This is a genomic window from Pseudomonas japonica (assembly GCF_900188455.1).
In the GTDB taxonomy this organism is placed as follows: domain Bacteria; phylum Pseudomonadota; class Gammaproteobacteria; order Pseudomonadales; family Pseudomonadaceae; genus Aquipseudomonas; species Aquipseudomonas japonica.
Genome location: NZ_FZOL01000018.1, coordinates 134,195 through 156,973, shown reverse-complemented (window position 1 = coordinate 156,973; position 22,779 = coordinate 134,195). Strand labels below are relative to the sequence as shown.

Sequence of the window (22,779 nt, the reverse complement as noted above, 5' to 3'; positions counted from 1 at the left end):
GCATTCGACCCTGGGCTATCTACCGCCCAACCGGTATGAGCGGCAGATAGCCTGAGCTCCCACATTGCGGTGTCCGGAAAAAGTTGACCAGCTCAGTCAGGCATAGGTACGTTGCAACAAATGTGGGAGCGGATTCATCCGCGATGCGCCGCGCGGGCGGCGCTCGATCTCACAGGCACTGCAGGGCTCAAGACAGGCACCTGGCGGCCTTGATGCGGTCCCCGACAAGACAAAATGGACCCGCCGTAGAGGCGGAAGGGGCCGATACCGATACCGATTGCCACCCCGAAATCCCGTGAAGAACCTTTGCTCCCCCAGCGCGAAAAGGTTCGGGGAAGGCAAGCCTCCCCCGAATCCATCATCAGAGTTCCAGATAGTCCGCCAGATCCGCGTAGTTGTGCTGCCACAGGCCCGGGCTGCCCGCCGGATACTGCGAGCGGAAGCCGATGATCTTCTGCACGCGGGGAGACAGCGTGCGCACCACTTCGAACGGCACGATCAACGGGTAGGCTTCTTCAGGCGTGAGGATCGAGGCCTGCATGGGGATCGTCAGGCCGCGGCGATACTGATCGGTGGTGACGTTCGCGCCGCCACCGTGCACGACCTTGCCGCCGAACAGCACCGCATCACCGGCTTTCAGCACGGCGGCAATGGTCATCTCCGGCGTGCCGACCTCGTCGAAATCGTCCCAGTCCTGGCTGCCGGGGATCATGCGGGTGGCGCCGTTCTCCTCGGTGAAGTCGGTCAGGGCCAGCATCAGGTTGGTGATGGCGCGCGGCGCATGCCTGTTCTGGGCGACAAAGGGGGCGTACTGCATCGAGTCGCGATGGAGCATCTGCGCTCTGTTGCCCGGTCCGATCTCGATCAACTGCGCGGTGGTCAGCCACCAGTCACCGCACTCCGGTGCATACAGCGCGTGGCCCACGGCGTGGAACAGATCGTCATCGAGGACTTCCTCGCGGAAGGTCTTGCTCAGGGTAATCAGGTTGGTCAGGCGTTTGGTCTGATAGCCATGGAATTCCGCGATCAGCTCGTGATCGTGCTTGGAGCCGGCGTTGAGCGCGGCCAGCGGTGCATCGAGTTCTTCGTTGATCCGCGTCACTTGCTCGGGCGTCAGGAAGCCGCGGATGATCACCGCGCCGGCCTGATCGCTCAGCGCAGCGATTTCTTCCGCTGGGGTCGAGCGAGTCGCGATCGGCAGGCTGGGCAGGGATTCGCGAAGGGAAGACGACATGGAAAACACTCCAGATATGAGGATGGTTTGCGCTCGGGTGGCTTGCATTCAGGGCCGATGGATCGGCATCACCGAGCAAGTCCGCCAGGACGATGAGCACTGCGCTAAACCCAAAAGGAACATGGAGCGACGGGGTGCCACCCTGTAATTTTTTTTGTTCAGGCAGTCACGTAATGCTATTTTTCGCCCTGCCTCCCGCCAAGGTACAAAGTGCACCAATTCAAAGGGGATTTTTGATTGATTTGTACCAGCCATGACTAACCCTTCGCCGCTCTGGCCGCGCCCCTCGGAAGCCGTTCGCGAGCTCATTCGCAAAGGCGCGGAAATCGCCCAGAGCCTGCCGCCGGAATGGCTCGAGCGGCTCAACGAGTCGCTGTTTTCCTCGCCGGAGGACACGCTGCTGCTCGAGGACCCGGTGCTCCTTGCCGCGTGCCGGCGGGCCAACCGGGCGGAGCTGCTGCACTGGGCCAACGCCAATCTGCAGCGCCCCGGCGAGCCGGTGCAGCCCTATGTCTCCTCCGACATGGTGGACACCGCCCGGGAACTGGCCCGGCGCGGCATGTCCGAGTTACTGATGAACTCGGCCAGGGCCGCGCAGAACGCCGCCTGGGAACTGTGGATGAAGATGGCCTTCAGCCTGACCCGCGATCCGCAGCTGCTCGAGGAATTCCTCGATGTCTCGTCGCGTTCGATCTCGGCCTTCATCGACAGCAACATGCGGGTGATGACCGAGATCATCCTGGAGGAGAAGAACGCCCACGCCCATGACGAGCACGTCGACAAGCGCAGCCTGGTCAGTCGGCTGCTCGACGGCAGGGACATGGATACCGAGCAGTTCGGCAGGCGCCTGGGCTACAGCCTGGTGCAGAAGCATCAGGCCTGCCTGGTCTGGAGCGAGAGCCCGAACGCGGAAATCCACCGCCTGGAGGAAATGGCCCGGGCGCTGGCCAGCCTCACCGGCTCGGTCGCACCGCTGGTGGTCTTCGCCGGGCCCGCGACCTTGTGGGTGTGGAGCAGCGCGGTCAAGCCGCTGGACCTGAACCAGTTGCACCACGTCGGCCGCCAGTTCCCGGGGATTCGCGCGGCGCTCGGCTCGCCGGGCACGGGACTGAACGGCTTCCGGCGCTCGCACCTGGAGGCCCTGACCGCCCAGCGGGTGATGGGGCGCCTGGCCGGGGCGCCGCCGGTTGCCAGCATCGACCAGGTGCGCATGGTGTCGCTGATGACCCAGGATGCCCGCGCGTCCCGGCAGTTCATCCTCAGCACGCTGGGACGCATGGCCGCGGAACCCGCGGTGCTGCTGCACTCGCTGCACGCCTTCCTGGCCAATGGCTGCAATATCACCCAGACCGCCGAGGTGCTGGGGACCCACCGCAATACCCTGCTGCGGCGCCTGGAGCGCGCGCAGGACCTGTTGCCCATCAAGCTGGCCGACCACCGCATCCAGATCGCCGCGGCACTCGAACTGGTGATCTGGAGCACCCCGGTGGAAGACCCCGAGCCGTAGCCGGCACCGCTGGCGCGGCTGCTCAATCGAGCGGCCGCCTGGCGAGGCCCTGCAGAAAGGCGTTTTCCAGCATCCTCGCGCACTGGCCTGGCGTCCGCCCGCGTTGCCGGGCACCTACCGCGCCGTACAGCAGCGAGATGAAGATCTCCGTCAGCACGGCGGCCGTGACATCGAGGCGAAAGGCGCCCTGGCGCTGGCCGTTGAGAAACAGCGTATCGAGCCTTTGCACATAGAAACGCAGCTCTTCCTCGCGCTGCGCCTGCGCCTGCGCGTGATAACGCGACGCCAGGAAGGCGATCAGCGCGTCCCGGGCCAGGTGCTCGTGGATCAACTGGCGCATGGCGAGCAGGGGCTGGGTCGCCAGCGCATCGACGCTGCCGAGCATCTGCAGGAGCGCCTCCCGGGCATGCCGTTCGAGTTGGCTGTCGAGGTTTTCCCGCGTGCCGCAGTAACGATGCAGGGTGGCCCGGCTGACGCCGGCCAGCGCCGCCAACTCCTGCATGGACGCTCTGGGCCGCTGGGCGACCGCGGCATACAGGGCGTTCACCAGCTTGCCTGGCAGAGAACCGGCGCGCTCGGTGCTTGAGGTCACGGTGTCCATATAGAGTCTCTTATGAATTTTATGAGTCATTATTGACTCAATTTGAATTGAAAAGTAGCATTCGCGCAATTTTTCAATCAGGGCTCGGGTGAGTAATGAGCAAGACAGGTTCGATCAGGATGGGTGTGCTGGCGGCAGCGATAGCCCTGGCAGGGTGCAACCCCGCGACGGAGCAGGAGGCCGCGGCGACTGCGAGCTACCCGGTGGAAGTCGTCACATTGGTAGCCGAACAGATGACGCTGGCCGCCGAGTTGCCGGGTCGGGTCGAGCCGATGCGGGTCGCCGAGGTGCGTGCGCGGGTGCCAGGCATCGTGCTGCACAAGCGCTTCGAGGAAGGGGCCGACGTCAAGGCGGGTGATGTGCTGTTCAACATCGACCCGGCGCCGCTCAAGGCCACCCTGGCCCGCGTCGAGGCCGACCTGGCCCGCGCCCAGGCCATGCAGCAGGAGGCCCAGGCGCGAGTGAAGCGCTATGAGCCGCTGGTCAAGATCGAAGCGGTCAGCCAGCAGGACTTCGACACCGCCACCGCCGAACTGCGCAGCGCCCAGGCGGCCGTGCGTTCGGCCCAGGCCGATGTGCAGACGGCACGCCTGAACCTGGGTTATGCCACGGTCACCGCACCGATCTCCGGCCGCATCGGCCGCGCACTGATTACCGAAGGCGCCTTGGTCGGGCAGGGGGATGCGACGCTGATGGCGCGGATCCAGCAGCTCGACCCGATCTACATCGACTTCACCCAGTCCGCCGCCGATGCCCTGCGCTTGCGCCAGGCGCTGAAGGACGGCGCACTCGCGGCTGGCGGCCAGGCGTTGACGGCGCAAGTCGAAGGGACCGATTTCCAGCGCGCGGGCGAACTGATGTTCACCGATGTGACGGTGGACCGGGGTACCGGCCAGGTCGTCCTGCGCGGGCGTTTCGACAACGCCGACGGCACGCTCCTGCCCGGCATGTATGTGCGTGTGCGCACCCCTCAAGGCACCGACAAGCAGGCCATTCTGGTTCCCCAGCGCGCTGTGCAGCGCGGCAGCGACGGGCAGGCGCGGGTCATGGTGGCCGCCAACGGCGTCGCCGAAGCACGTGCCGTGCAGACCGGTGCGATGCAGGGCGCGCGTTGGCAGATCACCGCGGGACTCAAGGCGGGTGACCAGGTCATCGTCGGCAGTCCGGCAGGTCTTGCCCCAGGTATGCCGGTGACGCCGGCTCAGGCGCAACAGGCCGTGGCGCACTAAGGCGAGGTTGACGAGATGTCCAAGTTCTTCATCAATCGGCCGAACTTCGCCTGGGTCGTGGCGCTGTTCATATCCCTGGCCGGCTTGCTGGTGATCCCGGCGTTGCCGGTGGCCCAGTACCCCAGCGTGGCACCGCCACAGATTTCCATCACCGCCTCTTATCCGGGGGCTTCGGCCAAGGTGATGGTGGAGTCGGTGACCAGCATCATCGAAGAGTCGCTCAACGGCGCCAAAGGCCTGCTGTACTTCGAGTCCACCAACAACTCCAACGGCGTGGCCGAGGTGATGGTGACCTTCGAGCCCGGCACCGTGCCGGACATGGCCCAGGTCGATGTGCAGAACCGCCTGAAAAAGGCCGAGGCACGCATGCCCCAGGCCGTGCTGACCCAGGGGCTGAAAGTCGAGCAGGCCAGTTCGGGTTTTCTGCTGATGTACGCCCTGACGAGTAGCGCAGGTGCGAGCGGCGATGTCACGGCGTTGTCCGACTATGCCGCGCGGAACATCAACAACGAGCTGTTGCGTGTGCCCGGTGTGGGCAAGCTGCAGTTCTTCGCCTCGGAAGCGGCGATGCGGATCTGGGTCGATCCGCAGAAACTGGTGGGTTACGGCCTGTCCATCGATGACATCAAGGCGGCGATTCTCGGCCAGAACGTCCAGGTGCCGGCCGGCAGCTTCGGCAGTACGCCCGGTGCCAGCGAGCAGGAACTGACCGCCACCCTGGCGGTGCAGGGTACCCTCGAGACCCCCGAGGCCTTCGGCGCTGTCGTTCTGCGCGCCAATCCGGATGGCTCCAGCGTGCGCCTGGGTGATGTCGCGCGTATCGCCATCGGCAGCGAGAACTACAACCTCTCGGCGCGGCTGGACGGCAAGCCCGCGGTGGTCGCCGCCGTGCAGCTGGCCCCGGGTGCCAACGCCATCCAGACCGCGACGCTGGTCAAGGACCGCCTGGACGAGCTGTCGCAGTTCTTCCCGGAAGGCGTCGAATACTCGGTGCCCTACGACACCTCGCGCTTCGTCGACGTGGCCATCGAGAAGGTGGTCCACACCCTGATCGAAGCCATGGTCCTGGTGTTCCTGGTGATGTTCCTGTTCCTGCAGAACGTGCGCTACACCCTGATCCCGTCGATCGTGGTACCGGTGTGTCTGCTGGGTACGCTGCTGGTCATGAAGCTGCTCGGTTTCTCGGTGAACATGATGACCATGTTCGGCATGGTCCTGGCCATCGGCATCCTGGTGGACGACGCCATCGTCGTGGTGGAGAACGTCGAACGCCTGATGGCCGAGGAAGGCCTGTCGCCGGCGGAGGCGACCATCAAGGCGATGGGGCAGGTGTCCGGGGCGATCATCGGGATCACCATGGTGCTGGCTGCGGTGTTCCTGCCGCTGGCGTTCATGTCCGGGTCGGTCGGGGTGATCTACCAGCAGTTCTCGGTGTCGCTGGCAGTGTCGATTCTGTTCTCCGGCTTCCTTGCCCTGACCTTCACGCCGGCGCTGTGCGCCACGCTGCTCAAGCCGGTTGCCCACGGCCATCACGAAAAAGGCGGCTTCTTCGGTGCCTTCAACCGTGGTTTCGCGCGGCTGACCGAGCGCTACTCGTTGATGAACAGTGCCCTGGTGGCCCGTGCCGGACGCTGGATGCTGGCCTATGTCGGGATCCTGGTGGTGCTTGGCTATTCCTACGTGCGTCTGCCGGAGGCCTTCGTGCCGGCCGAGGACATGGGCTACAGCATCGTCGATGTGCAGTTGCCACCGGGCGCCAGCCGGGTGCGTACCGACCAAACCGCCGACGCGCTGGAGAAATTCCTGATGTCCCGTGAAGCGGTGGCCAACTCGATCCTCGTCACCGGCTTCAGCTTCTCCGGCCAGGGGGAAAACGCCGCGCTGGCATTCCCGACCTTCAAGGACTGGTCAGTGCGCAGTGAGGAACAATCGGTCGCTGCCGAGATCGTGGCGACCAACGCCCAGTTCGCCGCCAATGGCGATGGCGCGATCACCGCGGTCATGCCGCCGCCGATCGACGGCCTGGGCAACTCCGGGGGCTTTGCCCTGCGTCTGATGGACCGTGGTGGCCTGGGGCGTGAAGCGCTGCTGGCGGCGCGTGACCAGTTGCTGGCCAGTGCCAACGGCAACCCGATCTTCCTTTACGCGATGATGGAGGGCCTGGCCGAGGCGCCGCAGCTGCGTGTGCAGATCGACCGCGAAAAGGCCCGCGCCCTGGGCGTGAGTTTCGAGGTCATCAACAGCACCCTGGCCACCGCCTTCGGTTCGGCGGTGATCAACGACTTCAGCAATGCCGGGCGCCAGCAGCGCGTGGTGGTGCAGGCCGAACAGGGCCAGCGCATGACCCCGGAAAGCGTGCTGCGCCTGTATGCGCCCAACGCCAGTGGCGAGCAGGTGCCGTTCAGTGCCTTCGTCACCACCCAGTGGGAGGAAGGCCCGGTACAAATCGTGCGTTACAACGGCTATCCGTCGATCCGCATTGCCGGTGACGCCGGGCCCGGTTACAGCACCGGCCAGGCGATGGCCGAGATGGAGCGCCTGGCCGCCGAGCTGCCACCTGGCATCGGCTATGCGTGGACCGGGTTGTCCTACCAGGAGAAGGTGTCCAGCGGCCAGGCCGCGGGCCTGTTCGCCCTGGCCATCCTGGTGGTGTTCCTGCTGCTGGTGGCGCTGTACGAAAGCTGGGCGATCCCGCTGACGGTGATGCTGATCGTGCCGATCGGGGCCGTGGGCGCGGTGTGGGCGGTGATGCTCACCGGTCTGTCCAACGACGTGTACTTCAAGGTCGGCCTGATCACCATCATCGGCCTGGCGGCGAAGAACGCCATTCTCATCGTCGAGTTCGCCAAGGAACTGTGGGAGAAGGGTTACAGCCTGAGTGACGCCGCCATCGAGGCCGCGCGCCTGCGTTTCCGTCCGATCGTGATGACCTCCATGGCCTTCATCCTCGGTGTGATACCGCTGGCCATCGCCACGGGCGCCGGTGCGGCCAGCCAGCGCGCCATCGGAACCGGGGTGATCGGCGGCATGCTCAGCGCCACACTGCTGGGCGTGGTGTTCGTACCGATCTGTTTCGTCTGGGTGCTGAAGCTGTTGAAGCGCAAACCAGCCCCGCTTCATCAGGCTGTCGAGGTAGCGAAGTGATGGTCATGCTCAATCGTGTTCTTCCGTTCGCCCTGGCCGTTACCCTGGCCGGCTGCTCCCTGGCGCCCACCTATGAGCGTCCCGAGGCGCCGGTGGCGGCAGCCTGGGGCGATGCCGCCGGCCATCAGGGCCAGGCGGTGGAACAGCTGGACTGGCAGGGCTTCATCGTCGATCCGGTGCTGCGCCAACTGGTCGCCAGCGCGCTGGACAACAATCGTTCCCTGCGCCAGACCCTGCTGGATATCGAGCAGGCCCGCGCGCAGTACCGCATCCAGCGTGCCGATCGGCTGCCGGGCTTGAATGCCGGGGCGTCCGGCAACCGCCAGCACCAGCCGGCGGATCTGGCCAGCGATGGGCGCCAGGGCGTCAGCAGCGCCTATCAGGTCGGGCTGTCGCTGCCGGAGTACGAAATCGACCTGTTCGGTCGGGTCAAGAGCCTGAGCGACGCGGCCCTGGAGCAGTACCTGGCCACCGAGGAGGTCGGCCGTGCCGCGCGCATCGCCCTGATCGCCGAGGTAAGCCAGGCCTACCTGACCCTGGACGGTGCCGAGCGGCGCCAGGCCCTGACCCGGCAGACCCTGGCCAGCCGCGAGGATTCGCTGGCCCTGGTCGGCCAGCGGCGTTCCGCCGGCACCGCCACCGCGCTGGATCATCAGGAGGCGCTGGGCCTGGTCGAGCAGTCGCGGGCGGAGCTCGAATCGACCGTGCGCCAGCAGCGCCAGGCCTACAACGCGCTGGTCCTGCTGCTGGGCAGCGCCGAGGCGGCCAGGATGATTCCCGCCGAAGGTACGAACGAGACGGTGGTGTTGCACGACATCGCGCCGGGCACGCCGTCGAGCCTGATCGAGCGCCGTCCGGACATCCTCGCCGCCGAACATCGGTTGCGTGCGCGCAATGCCGATATCGGCGCGGCGCGGGCGGCGTTTTTCCCGCGGATCAGCCTGACCGGCAGCTTTGGCACGTCCAGTGCGCAGATGTCCGGGCTGTTCGACGGTGGTTCGCGTAGCTGGAGTTTCATGCCGCAACTGTCGCTGCCGCTGTTCGATGCCGGGCGCAACCGTGCTGGCCTGAATCTGGCCGAGGTGCGCAAGGATTCGGCGGTGGCCGCGTATGAAGGCACGATCCAGACCGCCTTCCGCGAAGTCGCCGATGCCCTCGCCGCTACCGACACCCTGCGCCGCGAGGAAGCCGCGCGGCGGGCCCTGGCCGACACCAGCCGGGTGACCGTGGCGCTGGCCAAGGCGCGTTACCAGGGCGGGGTGGACAGCCACCTGCGCTACCTGGATGCGCAGCGCAGCAGTTACGTCAACGAGGCTGCCTTCATCGAAGCCAGCACTCAGCGCCAGCTTGCTCTGGTCGACCTGTTCCGTGCACTGGGTGGCGGCTGGCCGGACAAGGGCTGAAGTCCTCCTTTGGTTGGCGAGTCCAGCCGCTTGGCCCCGGGGCGAATGCCCAGGGGCCTTTTTTTTGCGGGGACAGATCAGGCAGCAGGGGCAGCCGCGCCATCGAGGAACAGCAGTTCGAGGGTCTGCACCGAAGTCGCGCTGGCCGCGCGTCCGCGGCGTTCGGCATCGACGATGCCATACACCATGCTCAGGAACATCTCGGTGAAGACCGCCGCGCTGATGTCGATGCGCAGGGCGCCTGCGCGCTGGCCACGCAGGAAGAAGGCATCCAGGGCGTCGGCATAGGCCCGCCACGAGCGGTTCTGCTCGCTGTCGTCGAACGAGTCGGGGCGGTACTGGAAGAGCAGGAAGATCATCATCTCGCGATGCTTTAGGTGCTCGACGATGAGCCGGCGCAAGGCCGCTATCGGGTCGGCGGCGTCCAGCCCAGCATCGCTGATGACTTGCGCGAGCACCTGTTCGCCATAGCCCTCCAGCATGTTCACCAGGTTGTCGCGGGTGCCGCAGAAGCGGTGCAGGGTCGCCTTGCTGACGCCTGCCGCCTCGGCCAGTTCCTTCAGGGTGGCGCGGGGATGGACAACGATCGCATCGGCCAGCGCCTTGAGCAGACGCTCGTCGGTTGTCGGGAGGGACATCGGATACTCCACATGGCTGATTGGACGGCCATTGTGAAGGAAGCACGGGCCTGTGGCATCCATTTGATCGAATGTCGATTCAATCCGGACTTCGCCGTCCCATCCGCGGTTGGGCGCTTAGTGCATTTCGATCAATAACTTGTCACTTTTGGTCATTGAGCGATGGTGGGGCGGCCATTAATGTCGGCTCCAGACAAACCGACGGGGCCCGACGAGGCGCCCGCATTTTCCGTGATCACCGTGGAGATCGTCATGACCGCCGCCCAATACCCGCACCTGCTCGCCCCCCTCGACCTCGGTTTCACCACCCTGCGCAACCGCACCCTGATGGGCTCGATGCACACCGGTCTGGAAGAGAAACCCGACGGTTTCGAACGCATGGCCGCGTACTTCGCCGAGCGTGCCCGTGGCGGCGTCGGCCTGATGGTCACGGGCGGTATCGGCCCGAATGTCGAGGGTGGCGTGTACTCCGGCGCGGCCAAGCTGACCACCGTGGAAGAGGCGGAAAAGCACCGTATCGTGACCCAGGCCGTGCATGAGGCTGGCGGCAAGATCTGCCTGCAGATCCTCCACGCCGGGCGCTATGCCTACAGCCCCAAGCAGGTGGCGCCGAGCGCCATCCAGGCGCCGATCAACCCGTTCAAGCCGAAGGAGCTGGACGAGGAGGGCATCGAGAAGCAGATCGCCGACTTCGTCACCTGCTCGCAACTGGCCCAGAGCGCCGGCTATGACGGCGTCGAGATCATGGGTTCGGAAGGCTACTTCATCAACCAGTTCCTCGCCGCCCACACCAACCATCGCACCGACCGCTGGGGCGGCAGCTACGAGAACCGCATGCGCCTGGCGGTGGAGATCGTGCGCCGGGTGCGCGAGGCGGTGGGGCCCAACTTCATCATCATCTTCCGCCTGTCGATGCTCGACCTGGTGGAAGGCGGCAGCGACTGGAACGAGATCGTGCAACTGGCCCAGGCCATCGAAAAGGCCGGGGCGACCCTGATCAACACCGGCATCGGCTGGCACGAGGCGCGCATCCCGACCATCGCCACCAAGGTGCCGCGGGCGGCGTTCAGCAAGGTCACGGCCAAGCTGCGTGGCGCGGTGAAGATCCCGCTGATCACCACCAACCGCATCAACACCCCGGAAGTGGCCGAACAGGTGCTGGCCGAGGGCGATGCCGACATGGTGTCCATGGCCCGGCCATTCCTGGCCGACCCGGACTTCGTCAACAAGGCCGCGGAAGGCCGCGCCGACGAGATCAACACCTGCATCGGCTGCAACCAGGCCTGCCTCGACCACACCTTCGGCGGCAAGCTGACCAGTTGCCTGGTCAACCCGCGGGCCTGCCATGAGACCGAGCTCAACTACATTCCGGTGACCCAGGCCAAGCGCATCGCCGTGGTTGGTGCCGGCCCCGCCGGCCTGGCCGCGGCCACCGTGGCGGCCGAGCGTGGCCACCAGGTGGTGCTGTTCGACGCCGCCGGCGAGATCGGTGGCCAGTTCAACGTGGCCAAGCGCGTGCCGGGCAAGGAAGAGTTCTACGAAACCCTGCGCTACTTCGGGCGCAAGTTGCAGACCACGGGGGTCGAGCTGTGCCTGAACACCCGTGTCGATGCGCAGCAACTGGCCGCCGGCGGCTATGACGAGATCATCCTCGCCACCGGCATCGCGCCGCGTCTGCCGGCGATTCCGGGGATCGAGCACGCCAAGGTGCTGACCTACCTCGACGTGCTGCTGCAGCGCAAGCCGGTGGGCCAGCGCGTCGCGGTGATCGGTGCGGGCGGGATCGGTTTCGACGTGTCCGAATTCCTTGTGCACCAGGGCGTTGCCACCAGCCAGGACCGCGAGGCGTTCTGGAAGGAGTGGGGCATCGATACGGCACTGCAGGCGCGGGGCGGCGTTGCCGGGGTCAAATCGGAGCCGCATGCGCCGGCGCGCCAGGTCTATCTGCTGCAGCGCAAGAAGAGCAAGGTCGGCGACGGCCTGGGCAAGACCACCGGCTGGATTCACCGCACCGGGCTTAAGAACAAGCAGGTGCAGATGCTCAACAGCGTCGAGTACCTCGGGATCGACGATGCTGGCCTGCACGTCCGCGTTGGCGAGGGCGAGCCGCAGGTGCTGGCGGTGGACAACGTGGTGATCTGCGCCGGCCAGGATCCGCTGCGCGAGCTGCATGATGGTCTGGTCGCGGCCGGGCAGTCGGTGCACCTGATCGGTGGCGCCGATGTGGCGGCGGAGCTGGATGCCAAGCGGGCGATCAACCAGGGTTCGCGCTTGGCGGCGGGGCTCTAGTTCGAGTTGCATAGTTCGAATTGCATAGTTCGAGTTGCATATTTGGGCCCGCAAAGCGGGCCCAAAATTCTGCGTCATCTGTAGACTGTCGCCCATGCTCAGTCTCCCCCAAGCCCCCCTGCAACGCCTCTCCCTGCCCTGGCTGACCCGGTCCGGCATCGACGCCGCCATCCTGCGCCTCGACCTGATCGACCCGCTGGTCAGCGGCAACAAGTGGTTCAAGCTCCTCGAACACCTGCGCCTGGCCCGTGCCAGCGGCGCGCCGGGCATCATCAGCCTCGGCGGCAACCACTCCAACCACCTGCACGCCCTGGCCGCCGCCGGCCAGCGTTTCGGCTTCGCCACCGTCGGCCTGCTGCGTGGCGAGCTCCAGGACACGCCGACTACCCGCGACCTCGAAGCCTTCGGCATGCACCTGCACTGGCTCGGCTACGGCGGCTATCGCGCGCGCAACCAGCCCGGTTTCTGGGAGCCCTGGCACGCGCGCTATCCCGGCTGGCACTGCGTGCCGGAAGGGGGTGGCGGCGAGCTGGGTGCCAAGGGCTGTGCGCTGATCGTCGAACAGGCGCGGGCGCAGTTGTCGGTGCTGGGTTGGGACGACTACGACGCCTGGTGGCTGGCCGCCGGGACCGGTACCACCCTGGCCGGGTTGGTCATGGCGGAGAAGGGTGCCCATCCGGTGCATGGCGCGCTGGCGGTGCCCACGGGCTACGGCGTGGAAGAAAACCTGTCGGCGCTGACCGGCTATCACCTCCATGAAGCCAGTCGCGGCGGTTTCGCCAAGGCGGACGCCGAGCTGCTGGCGTTCATCGAGGACTGCGAACGGACATCCGGCGTGCCGCTGGAGCCCCTGTACACGGGCAAGGCGCTGATGGCCCTGAAAGAAAAAGCCGGGACCTTCAGCAAAGGCACCCGGCTGATCTTCGTCCATACCGGCGGCCTGCAGGGCCGCCGCGGCTTTGTCTAGTCCTTGGACGGCAACATGCGCAGCAGGGTGTTGTCCTTGCGCACGTAGTGGTGATACAGCCCGGCCAGGGCATGCAGGCCGATCAGCCAGTAGCCGAGGGTGGCGAACCATTCGTGCCAGCCCTTGACCGTGCGCGCCAGCTCCTTGTCCGGCGGCACCAGCGCCGGCAGTTCGAACCCGTAGAAGGGGATCGGCTTGTCGGCGGCGCTGAGCACGGTCCAGCCGGCCAGCGGCAGGCCGATCATCAGCCCGTAGAGCATCCAGTGCACCAGGTGCGCCAGTCCGGTCTGCCAGGCGGGTGGGGTGGGCAGGATGCGCGGTGTCGGCCGGGTCACCCGCAGCAGCAGGCGCAACCAGACCAGCAGGAACACGCTCAGGCCCAGCATGAAGTGCAGGGTCTTCATCAATTCCCGTTCCGGAGTGTCCTTGGGAAACAGGCCGCGAAACTCGATGCAGGCGTACACCGCCGCCAGCAGCACCAGCATCAGCCAGTGCAAGGCCACGGACAGGCTGCCGTAGCGCTCCCGGGTATTGGTCAGGGTCATGAAGCGTTCCTCGTCGGTCGTTGGCTGCGCTCTTTGCGGCGCTGTTCTTCCACTCTAATAGCTGATGGCCGTTACGGCAGGTGGAATGCGCAAAAAAGACCGGGTCAAGGCTAATGCCGATCAGTTAAGCCAATTGGGGCCGCTTCGCGAGCAAGGTACGCGCAATCCTGTGGGAGCGAGCTTGTCGGAGCGCCGAACCGTCGCGAAGGGCTGCAAAGCAGCCCCAGAACGCTAACTGACCAGCATTAGGGTCAAGGCGCCTGGATCAAGGTCGAGGGGGGATTTTCCGCCAACTGCGGCCAGTGGTCGGCGACCAGGAAGGCCCGTTCCACCTCATGCCAGTCGCCATCCTCGCCAGGCTGCAGGCGCACCATCAGCTGCGCCTGGGCCTGTGGGTCGAGGGCGGCGAGCCAGGCGTGCAGCTGTTGCGCCGTCCACACCTCGCTGGCGCTGACCCGCGCCGGGCCGAGCCAGGTCTGCCGCGGCAGCAATTGCCAGCGGCCGGCGGCGCTGCTGGCGTGGAACGCCGCGCAGTCGCGCCGGCGCAGCCAGCGCCCGCGCAGATGCCCGGGATACACGCCGCGCGGCGAATCGGCGTGGGCCGGCCAGGGGTAGAACAGGTAGCCGCCCAGCCACAGGTGCGCTTCGACCTGTTGCAGGCCCAGTCCGGCGAGGGCTTCGCGGCTTTCCGGGCGACCCGAGATGGGCAACTGGTGCTCGGCCAGGTGCGCCAGCTTGCGGTCCAGGCGGTCGTGGCAGCCGGGGCCCAGCCAGTGCGCCGGGTCGAGGCCGTCGCCATGGTCGGGGCCGAGATAGAACTTGATCGCCAGTTCCAGGTGATGCACGCCTTCGCGGTCGCGCAGCACCATGTCCAGTTCACCGAGGGTGTGGCCGCCCTGGCGGATCGGCAGGTTGGCGGCGAGCAGTTCGACGCCGGGCGCGTGCTGCAGGGCGAACTGCCACAGGCGTTCGTAGTACAGGCCCAGGCGTCGGCTGGCCGAGCGCGCCAGCCAGTCCAGCAACGGCGCGGGCTCCTGTTCCAGACACAGCAGCCAGTGTTGCAGGCTTTGCGGATCGTCGACCCAGGCACTGGCGCTCAGTGGATGCCGCTGCGGCCACGGGGCGCTGGCCAGCAGCGGCGGCGACAGCAGGGTCCAGGCCAGATCGCGGACCGCGGGTTGGCGCAGATGGCGGGGCAGGGCGTCGAGGCTGGCGAACGGATTCATCCAGCGAGCATAGCCCCGTTTGCCGCCAGCCGGGGCGCTGGCCCATAATCGGCGATTCGTAACCGTGCTTTTCCACGTCGCAGAGCCTTGCAGGAGCCCCATGGAGCAATTTCGCAATATCGGTATCATCGGTCGCCTCGGCAGCTCGCAGGTGCTCGATACCATCCGCCGACTGAAAAAATTCCTGCTGGAGCGGCATCTGCACGTCATCCTCGAGGACACCATCGCCGAAGTCCTGCCCGGCCACGGCCTGCAGACCTCCTCGCGCAAACTGCTGGGCGAGGTCTGCGACCTGGTCATCGTGGTCGGCGGCGACGGCAGCCTGCTCGGCGCCGCCCGCGCGCTGGCCCGGCACAACACCCCGGTGCTGGGGATCAACCGCGGCAGCCTGGGCTTTCTCACCGATATCCGCCCCGACGAGCTGGAAGTGAAGGTCGCTGAAGTGCTCGACGGCCACTACCTGGTGGAAAACCGCTTCCTGCTCCAGGCCGAAGTGCGTCGTCACGGCGAGGCCATCGGCCAGGGCGACGCCCTCAACGATGTGGTGCTGCACCCGGGCAAGTCGACGCGGATGATCGAGTTCGAGATCTACATCGACGGCCAGTTCGTCTGCAGCCAGAAGGCCGACGGCCTGATCGTCGCCACCCCGACCGGTTCCACCGCCTACGCCCTGTCCGCTGGCGGGCCGATCATGCATCCCAAGCTGGACGCCATCGTCATCGTGCCGATGTACCCGCACACCCTGTCCGGGCGGCCGATCGTGGTCGATGGCAACAGCGAGCTGAAGATCGTCGTGTCGCAGGACATGACCATCTACCCGCAGGTTTCCTGTGACGGCCAGAACCACTTCACCTGCGCCCCCGGCGACACCATCACGGTGAACAAGAAGCCGCAGAAGCTGCGCCTGATCCATCCGCTGGACCACAACTATTACGAGGTCTGCCGGACCAAGCTCGGCTGGGGCAGCCGCCTGGGTGGTGGAGGCGACTGATGCTCGATCCCGCGCGCAGTTTCGACCTGATCGGCGATGTACACGGATGCGCCCATACCCTCGAACGCCTGCTCGACAGCCTCGGCTACAAGCGCCAGGGCGGGGTGTGGCGGCATGCCCAGCGCCAGGCGCTGTTCCTCGGTGACATCATCGACCGCGGCCCGCGCATTCGCGAGGCCCTGCATATCGTTCACGACATGGTCGAGGCCGGTCAGGCCCATTGCATCATGGGCAACCATGAATACAACGCCCTGGGCTGGACCACCCCGGCCCCGGCCGGCAGCGGCAAGACCTTCGTCCGCGAGCACACCCCGCGCCACGCCCGGCTGATCGACGAAACCCTGACCCAGTTCGCCCAGCACCCCGGCGACTGGCACGACTTCCTCGGCTGGTTCTATCAGTTGCCGTTGTTCGTCGATGCCGGGCGCTTCCGCCTGGTCCATGCCTGCTGGGATGCCCGGGTGATCGACGCATTGCGCCAGCAGTACCCGCAAGGCCTGATCGACGAAGCCTTCGTGCGCGCCTCGGCGCAGCCCGACACCTTCGCCCACCTGGCCTGCAACCGTCTCCTGCGCGGCACCGACATGCGCCTGCCGGACGGCCTGACCCTGACCGGCGGCGACGGCCTGACCCGGGCCTTCTTCCGCACCAAGTTCTGGGAAGAAGACCCGCAGACCTACGGCGATATCGTGTTCCAGCCCGACGCGCTGCCGGCCGAGGTGGCCAGCGCGCCGCTCAGCCACAGCCAGAAGAATGCCCTGCTGCGCTACGCCGAGGACGAGCCGCTGTTGTTCGTCGGGCATTACTGGCGCAGCGGCAAACCGGCGCCGATCCGCGCCAACCTGGCCTGCCTGGACTACAGTGCAGTGCTCTACGGCAAGCTGGTGGCGTACCGGCTCGACGAGGAAACCCGTATCGATCCGCGCAAGTTCGTCTGGGTCGATGTGGAACGGCCGGAGGCCAGTCAATGAATGTGGTTGAAGTCCTGCGCCTGCCGCTGAACGCCGACCTCAGCGGCTTCGTCCAGTTGCTGCGGCGCCTGCAGGTGCCGCACCGGGTGACCGAGGAGGGGGACCAGCAGGTCCTCTGGGTCGAGGAGTCGCGGGCCGAGCAGGCCCTGCGCTTGTATCAGCTGCACCCGGAAGGCGATGTCGACACCGCGCTGCTGCCACCGCCGGTGCAGGAGCCGCGCAGCCCCGGCGTGGTCGAACAGCTGCGGGCCAGCAAGGCCACCGCGGCGATCCTCCTGCTGAGCCTGCTGGTCGCCGGCCTGACCGGCCTCGGCGACAACCTCGAGACCCTGCGCTGGCTGACGTTCCTCGATTTTCACGTGAAGGGCGACTACGTCTATTTCACCCCGCTGGAGGTCAGCCTGCAGGCCGGCCAATGGTGGCGCCTGCTGAGCCCGATGCTGGTGCATTTCGGCATCCTCCACCTGGCCATGAACGGTCTCTGGTACTGGGAGCTCGGGCGGCGCATCGAATGGCGCCAGGGCGCCTTGCGCCTGCTCGGCCTGACCCTGGTCTTCGGCCTGGTGTCCAACGCCGCGCAATACCTGTTCGGCGGTCCGAGCCTGTTCGGTGGCCTGTCCGGCGTGCTTTACGGCCTGCTCGGGCATATCTGGCTGTACCAGTGGCTGGCGCCCAGTCCGCTCTATCGCATGCCCCGTGGGGTGCTGGTGATGATGCTGGTCTGGCTGCTGCTGTGCCTGTCCGGGCTGGTCAGCCTGCTCGGCTTCGGCCAGATCGCCAACGCCGCCCATGTCGGTGGGTTGTTGGTCGGATGCCTGAGCGGACTCTTGGGCGGGGCGCTGGCCCGGCGTAAACTGACGACTTGATTTGGGAGACGCTATGTCCACTTTTGCGCAAATGATCGAAAACATCACCCCGGAAATCTACGAGAGCCTGAAGCTGGCCGTGGAAATCGGCAAATGGGCCGACGGCCGCAAGCTCACCGGCGAACAGCGCGAGCTGTCCCTGCAGGCGGTGATCGCCTGGGAGCTGCAGAACCTGCCCGAGGAGCAGCGCACCGGCTACATGGGGCCGCAGGAATGCGCCTCGAAGTCCATCAGCGTGCCGAACATCCTGTTCAAGTCGGATGCGATCCATTGATCGAAGTCGGCCGTGGTTCCATTCGCAAGATGGCCGCGCGTCTCGAGACGCCGGTCGTGCAATACGCTTTCCGCCTGGATGAGGTCGAAGTCCCGGTCAACCCGATGATCGGCCAGACCGTGCGCCTGGAGTACCTGGGCGCGATCCACTGCAGTCACTGCGGCAAACGCACCAAGACCAGCTTCAGCCAGGGCTACTGCTATCCCTGCATGACCAGGCTGGCCCAGTGCGATGTCTGCATCATGAGTCCCGAGCGCTGCCATTACGACGCTGGCACCTGTCGCGAGCCGTCCTGGGGCGAGCAGTTCTGCATGACCGACCATGTGGTCTACCTGGCCAACTCGTCGGGGATCAAGGTCGGCATCACCCGCGCCAGCCAGTTGCCCACGCGCTGGCTCGACCAGGGCGCCAGCCAGGCCCTGCCGATCCTGCGGGTCGCCACCCGGCAGCAGTCCGGGCTGGTGGAAGACCTGCTGCGCAGCCAGGTCGCCGACCGCACCAACTGGCGCGCGCTGCTCAAGGGCGACGCCGAACCGGTGGACCTGGTCGCGGTGCGTGACCAGCTGTTCGACAGCTGTGGCGACGGTATCCGTGGTTTGCAGGAGCGCTTCGGCCTGCAGGCGATCCAGCCGCTCACCGATGGCCAGCCCCTCGAGATCCGCTATCCGGTCGAGGCCTACCCGAGCAAGATCGTCAGTTTCAACCTGGACAAGAACCCGGTGGCCGAGGGCACGCTGCTCGGCATCAAGGGCCAGTACCTGATCTTCGATACCGGCGTGATCAACATTCGCAAGTACACGGCCTACCAACTGGCCGTGCATCAGTAAAAGGACCGCCACATGCGCACCGAACAGCCGCAAGTGATCTACCTCAAGGACTATCAGGCGCCCGAGTACCTGATCGATGAAACCCACCTGACCTTCGAGCTGTTCGAGGACCACACCCTGGTCCACGCCCAGCTGGTCATGCGCCGCAACCCGGCGCGCGGTGCCGGCCTGCCGCCGCTGGTGCTGGACGGCCAGCAGCTGGAGCTGCTCAGCGTCGCCCTCGACGACCAGCCCCTGAGCGCCGCCGACTACCAGCTCGGCGACAGCCACCTGACCCTGCAGCCGAAAGCCGCGCAGTTCACCGTCGACACCAGCGTGCGCATCCACCCGGAAAGCAACACCGCGCTGGAAGGCCTGTACAAGTCCAGCGGCATGTTCTGCACCCAGTGCGAGGCCGAGGGCTTCCGCAAGATCACCTACTACCTCGATCGCCCGGACGTGATGAGTGCGTTCACCACCACGGTGATCGCCGAACAGCACCGCTACCCGGTCCTGCTCTCCAACGGCAACCCGGTGGGCAGCGGCCCGCAGGAAGACGGTCGGCACTGGGCGACCTGGGAAGACCCGTTCAGGAAGCCGGCGTATCTGTTCGCCCTGGTCGCCGGCGACCTGTGGTGCGTCGAAGACAAATTCACCCGCCAGTCCGGGCGTGACGTGACCCTGCGCATCTATGTCGAGCCGGAGAACATCGACAAGTGCCAGCACGCCATGACCAGCCTGAAGAAGTCCATGCGCTGGGACGAAGAGGTCTATGGTCGCGAGTACGACCTGGACATCTTCATGATCGTCGCGGTCAACGACTTCAACATGGGCGCCATGGAAAACAAGGGCCTGAACATCTTCAACTCCAGTTGCGTGCTGGCCCGCGCCGAAACCGCCACCGACGCCGCGCACCAGCGGGTCGAGGCGGTGGTCGCCCACGAGTACTTCCACAACTGGTCGGGCAACCGCGTGACCTGCCGCGACTGGTTCCAGCTGTCGCTCAAGGAAGGCTTCACCGTGTTCCGCGACGCCGAGTTCAGCGCCGACATGAACTCGCGCACGGTCAAGCGCATCGAGGACGTGGCCTACCTGCGCACCCATCAGTTCGCCGAAGATGCCGGCCCCATGGCCCACGCCGTGCGCCCGGACAGCTTCATCGAGATCTCCAACTTCTACACCCTGACCGTCTACGAGAAGGGTTCGGAAGTGGTGCGCATGGTCCGAACCCTGCTCGGGGTCGAAGGCTTCCGCAAGGGCAGCGACCTGTACTTCGAGCGCCACGACGGCCAGGCGGTGACCTGCGACGATTTCATCAAGGCCATGGAAGATGCCAACGGCGTCGACCTGAGCCAGTTCAAGCGCTGGTACAGCCAGGCGGGTACGCCGCGTCTGGCGGTCAGCGAAAGTTATGACGCCAACGCCAGGACCTACAGCCTGACCTTCCGCCAGAGCTGCCCGGAAACCCCGGACAAGGTCGAGAAGAAGCCGTTCGTGATCCCGGTGGAACTGGGCCTGCTCGACGCCCAGGGCAACGACCTGGCGCTGCGCCTGCAGGGCGAGGCCGCCGCTGTCGGTACGTCCCGCGTGCTCTCGGTGACCGAGGCCGAGCAGACCTTCACCTTCGTCGATGTCGCGGCCAAGCCGCTGCCGTCGCTGCTGCGCGGCTTCAGTGCGCCGGTCAAGCTGTCGTTCCCGTACGACCGCGACCAGTTGATGTTCCTCATGCAGCACGACAGCGATGGCTTCAACCGCTGGGAAGCCGGCCAGCAACTGTCGGTGCAGGTCCTGCAGGAACTGATCGCGCAGCAGCAGAAAGGCGAGCCACTGGTGCTCGACCAGCGCCTGGTCACCGCCCTGGGCAGCGTGCTGGGCAATGACGCACTGGACCAGGCCATGGTCGCCGAGATGCTCTCGCTGCCGAGCGAGGCCTACCTCACCGAAATCAGCGAAACCGCCGATGTCGATGCCATCCACGCCGCCCGCGAGTTCGCTCGCAAGCAACTGGCCGAGCAACTGTTCGACGGCCTGTGGGCGCGCCACCAGGCCAACCGCGCGGCGTCGCGGGAGACGGCCTACGTGGCCGAGGCCGAGCACTTCGCCCGCCGTGGCCTGCAGAACATTGTCCTGTCGTACCTGATGCTCAGCGGCAAGCCGCAGGTGCTGGAGGCGACCCTGGAGCAGTACGACGCCTGCGACAACATGACCGAGCGCCTGACCGCCCTGGCGGTGCTGGTCAATTCGCCGTTCGAGGCCGAGCGGGCCAAGGCCCTGACGGCGTTCGCCGAGCACTTCAAGGACAATCCGCTGGTCATGGACCAGTGGTTCAGCGTGCAGGCCGGCAGCACCCTGCCGGGCGGGCTGGCGCGGGTGCGGGCGTTGATGGAGCACCCGGCGTTCACCCTGAAGAACCCGAACAAGGTGCGTGCGCTGATCGGTGCCTTCGCCGGGCAGAACCTGGTCAACTTCCATGCCGCGGATGGTTCGGGCTATCGCTTCCTGGCGGATATCGTCATCGAGCTCAACGCCCTCAACCCGCAGATCGCCTCGCGGCAACTGGCGCCGCTGACCCGCTGGCGTAAGTACGACGCCAAGCGTCAGGCGTTGATGAAAGGGGAATTGCAGCGGATCCGCGATTCCGGATCGCTGTCCAGCGATGTGTTCGAAGTGGTGAGCAAGAGTCTCGCCTGAACCAAGGCCCTGTAGGAGCGTGGCTTGCCCGCGAAGGACCGCAACGCGGTCCCGGTTCCTGATCTAAAGCCAGACCAATGGCCTTCTCCCGGCTGCAGATTGGGAACCGGGACCGCGTTGCGGTCCTTCGCGGGCAAGCCACGCTCCTACAAGGGCGTGCGCAGCCCGTCATTGAAATCCCGATAACAAAAGATAACGTCCCGTTCGTTGTCAGCCCTTCGCAAACCCCGATAGGATGGCCAGCAGCTATTGCAGGGCTCTGGAACACGGTTTTTCGCAGTGCCTGCAAATGGATTGACCCAAATAACAAGAATCGGGGGACAGATCTATGACCGGGCCTCATACAACGGGTACTGGCAGTGCGCATCGCGCGCGCCCTTGGGCTCTGGCGACCGGCGCAGCGTTGCTGCTGGCGATGGGCTTGTGGACCAACAGCGTCGAAGCGCAGACCACCACTGCGGCACCTGAAGCCGAAGTCTGGTCGAGCCTTTCGGCCAAGGCCGACAAAGGCCTGCTGCTCGACGTGACCAAGGCCGGCGCGCGCCTGGTCATGGTCGGCGAACGCGGTCATATCCTCTTCTCCGATGACCAGGGCAAGACCTGGACCCAGGCCAAGGTGCCGAGCCGGCAACTGCTCACCGCGGTGACCTTCGTCGACGACAAGCACGGTTGGGCCGTGGGCCACGACGCGCAGATCCTCGCCAGCAACGATGGCGGCGCGACCTGGACCAAGCAGTTCGAAGACCTCTCCCGCGAAGCGCCGCTGCTCGATGTCTGCTTCGACAACCCGCAGCACGGCCTGGCCATCGGCGCCTACGGCGCCATGCTCGAAACCAGCGACGGCGGCCAGCACTGGCAGGATGTCAGTGAGCGCCTCGACAACCCCGACCAACTGCACCTGAACGGCATCGCCCGGATCAAGGACGCCGGCCTGTTCATCGTCGGCGAGCAGGGCACCCTGTTCCGCTCCAGCGACGACGGCCAGACCTGGCAGAAAGTCGAAAGCCCCTACGAGGGCTCGTTCTTCGGCGTGATCGGCACCGCTCAACCGCGCACCCTGCTGGCCTATGGTCTGCGCGCCAACCTTTACCGTTCCACCGACTTCGGCGACAGCTGGGAGCAGATCGAACTGCAGACCGCGCGCGGACCGCTTCAATTTGGCCTGTCAAACGCTACGCTTCTCGATGATGGCAGTCTGGTACTGGTGGGGAACGGCGGCACGGTCCTGCGCAGCAGCGACGACGGCGTGACCTTCAATGTCCTCAACCGGGCCGACCGCCTGGCCCTGGCGGGTGCCAGCGGCCTGTCCGACGGCAATCTGATCCTGGTGGGGCAGGGCGGCGCTCATCTCGCCGCCGCCACCGGTGCCGAGAGGGCGCAACCATGACCGTTCGGGA

At 66.1% G+C, this 22,779-nt stretch carries 18 protein-coding genes; 13 read left to right on the top strand and 5 right to left on the bottom strand.

The features are described 5' to 3' along the window. Positions 1-361: 361 nt before the first annotated feature. Positions 362-1,234: a phytanoyl-CoA dioxygenase family protein gene (locus CHB99_RS20830; protein ID WP_042124142.1), complete on the bottom strand. Its 873-nt coding sequence runs from the start codon at positions 1,232-1,234 to the stop codon at positions 362-364. 253 nt (positions 1,235-1,487) lie between these two features. On the opposite strand from CHB99_RS20830, the gene CHB99_RS20825 reads away from it, so the two are divergent. After that, a complete protein-coding gene (locus CHB99_RS20825; RefSeq protein WP_042124146.1) occupies positions 1,488-2,741 on the top strand; it encodes a PucR family transcriptional regulator in 1,254 nt (417 codons plus the stop codon). A gap of 22 nt (positions 2,742-2,763) precedes the next feature. Here CHB99_RS20825 and CHB99_RS20820 read toward each other — a convergent pair whose 3' ends face one another. After that, complete coding sequence (locus CHB99_RS20820; RefSeq protein ID WP_042124148.1) at positions 2,764-3,342, bottom strand: TetR/AcrR family transcriptional regulator; 579 nt, start codon at positions 3,340-3,342, stop codon at positions 2,764-2,766. 95 nt (positions 3,343-3,437) lie between these two features. Here CHB99_RS20820 and CHB99_RS20815 point away from each other — a divergent pair, with 95 nt between their 5' ends. Genes CHB99_RS20815 through CHB99_RS20805 form a run of 3 tightly spaced genes read left to right on the top strand, consistent with a single transcriptional unit; the run spans position 3,438 to position 9,118 of the window. Next, the gene (locus CHB99_RS20815; protein WP_042124150.1) at positions 3,438-4,571 is read left to right on the top strand and encodes a MexC family multidrug efflux RND transporter periplasmic adaptor subunit; all 1,134 of its coding nucleotides are present in this window, start codon (positions 3,438-3,440) and stop codon (positions 4,569-4,571) included. 15 nt (positions 4,572-4,586) lie between these two features. Further along, a complete protein-coding gene (locus CHB99_RS20810; protein WP_042124152.1) occupies positions 4,587-7,715 on the top strand; it encodes an efflux RND transporter permease subunit in 3,129 nt (1,042 codons plus the stop codon). Further along, on the top strand, positions 7,715-9,118 hold the full coding sequence (locus CHB99_RS20805; protein ID WP_042124154.1) for an efflux transporter outer membrane subunit: 1,404 nt from the start codon (positions 7,715-7,717) through the stop codon (positions 9,116-9,118). The genes CHB99_RS20810 and CHB99_RS20805 overlap by 1 nt, the downstream gene beginning before the upstream one ends. Before the next feature lie 77 nt (positions 9,119-9,195). On the opposite strand, the gene CHB99_RS20800 is transcribed toward CHB99_RS20805, so the two are convergent. Beyond that, on the bottom strand, positions 9,196-9,756 hold the full coding sequence (locus tag CHB99_RS20800; RefSeq protein ID WP_042124156.1) for a TetR/AcrR family transcriptional regulator: 561 nt from the start codon (positions 9,754-9,756) through the stop codon (positions 9,196-9,198). 252 nt (positions 9,757-10,008) lie between these two features. Here CHB99_RS20800 and CHB99_RS20795 point away from each other — a divergent pair, with 252 nt between their 5' ends. Continuing rightward, positions 10,009-12,045 carry an NADPH-dependent 2,4-dienoyl-CoA reductase gene (locus CHB99_RS20795; RefSeq protein WP_042124158.1) on the top strand — a complete coding sequence of 679 codons (2,037 nt, stop codon included), beginning with the start codon at positions 10,009-10,011 and terminating at the stop codon, positions 12,043-12,045. 94 nt (positions 12,046-12,139) lie between these two features. After that, on the top strand, positions 12,140-13,012 hold the full coding sequence (locus CHB99_RS20790; protein WP_042124160.1) for a 1-aminocyclopropane-1-carboxylate deaminase/D-cysteine desulfhydrase: 873 nt from the start codon (positions 12,140-12,142) through the stop codon (positions 13,010-13,012). On the opposite strand, the gene CHB99_RS20785 is transcribed toward CHB99_RS20790, so the two are convergent. Beyond that, entirely contained in the window at positions 13,009-13,557 is a 549-nt protein-coding gene (locus CHB99_RS20785; protein ID WP_042124162.1) for a cytochrome b, read from the bottom strand. The two genes, CHB99_RS20790 and CHB99_RS20785, sit on opposite strands and share 4 nt — an antisense overlap. Positions 13,558-13,808: 251 nt before the next feature. Then, positions 13,809-14,783 (bottom strand): DUF1853 family protein, encoded by a 975-nt coding sequence (locus CHB99_RS20780; RefSeq protein ID WP_042124165.1) that lies wholly within the window; start codon positions 14,781-14,783, stop codon positions 13,809-13,811. Between the two features lie 100 nt (positions 14,784-14,883). Between CHB99_RS20780 and CHB99_RS20775 the strand changes: the two genes are divergently transcribed. The 7 genes from CHB99_RS20775 (at position 14,884) to CHB99_RS20745 (ending at position 22,769) form a co-directional block, all read left to right on the top strand. Continuing rightward, positions 14,884-15,774 carry an NAD(+) kinase gene (locus tag CHB99_RS20775; protein ID WP_042124167.1) on the top strand — a complete coding sequence of 297 codons (891 nt, stop codon included), beginning with the start codon at positions 14,884-14,886 and terminating at the stop codon, positions 15,772-15,774. Beyond that, a complete protein-coding gene (locus tag CHB99_RS20770) occupies positions 15,774-16,745 on the top strand; it encodes a metallophosphoesterase (RefSeq protein ID WP_042124169.1) in 972 nt (323 codons plus the stop codon). Before CHB99_RS20775 ends, CHB99_RS20770 begins: the two co-directional genes overlap by 1 nt. Continuing rightward, positions 16,742-17,611, top strand: a complete 870-nt coding sequence (locus tag CHB99_RS20765; RefSeq protein WP_042124171.1) for a rhomboid family intramembrane serine protease — start codon at positions 16,742-16,744, stop codon at positions 17,609-17,611. Before CHB99_RS20770 ends, CHB99_RS20765 begins: the two co-directional genes overlap by 4 nt. Positions 17,612-17,624: 13 nt before the next feature. After that, complete coding sequence (locus CHB99_RS20760) at positions 17,625-17,885, top strand: YeaC family protein (RefSeq protein ID WP_042124172.1); 261 nt, start codon at positions 17,625-17,627, stop codon at positions 17,883-17,885. Then, on the top strand, positions 17,882-18,712 hold the full coding sequence (locus CHB99_RS20755; RefSeq protein ID WP_042124174.1) for a DUF2797 domain-containing protein: 831 nt from the start codon (positions 17,882-17,884) through the stop codon (positions 18,710-18,712). Before CHB99_RS20760 ends, CHB99_RS20755 begins: the two co-directional genes overlap by 4 nt. Positions 18,713-18,724: 12 nt before the next feature. After that, a complete protein-coding gene (gene pepN / locus CHB99_RS20750) occupies positions 18,725-21,382 on the top strand; it encodes an aminopeptidase N (RefSeq protein WP_042124176.1) in 2,658 nt (885 codons plus the stop codon). 415 nt (positions 21,383-21,797) lie between these two features. Beyond that, positions 21,798-22,769, top strand: coding sequence for a WD40/YVTN/BNR-like repeat-containing protein (locus CHB99_RS20745; RefSeq protein ID WP_245655600.1), 972 nt, complete (start codon positions 21,798-21,800; stop codon positions 22,767-22,769). Positions 22,770-22,779: the final 10 nt, after the last annotated feature.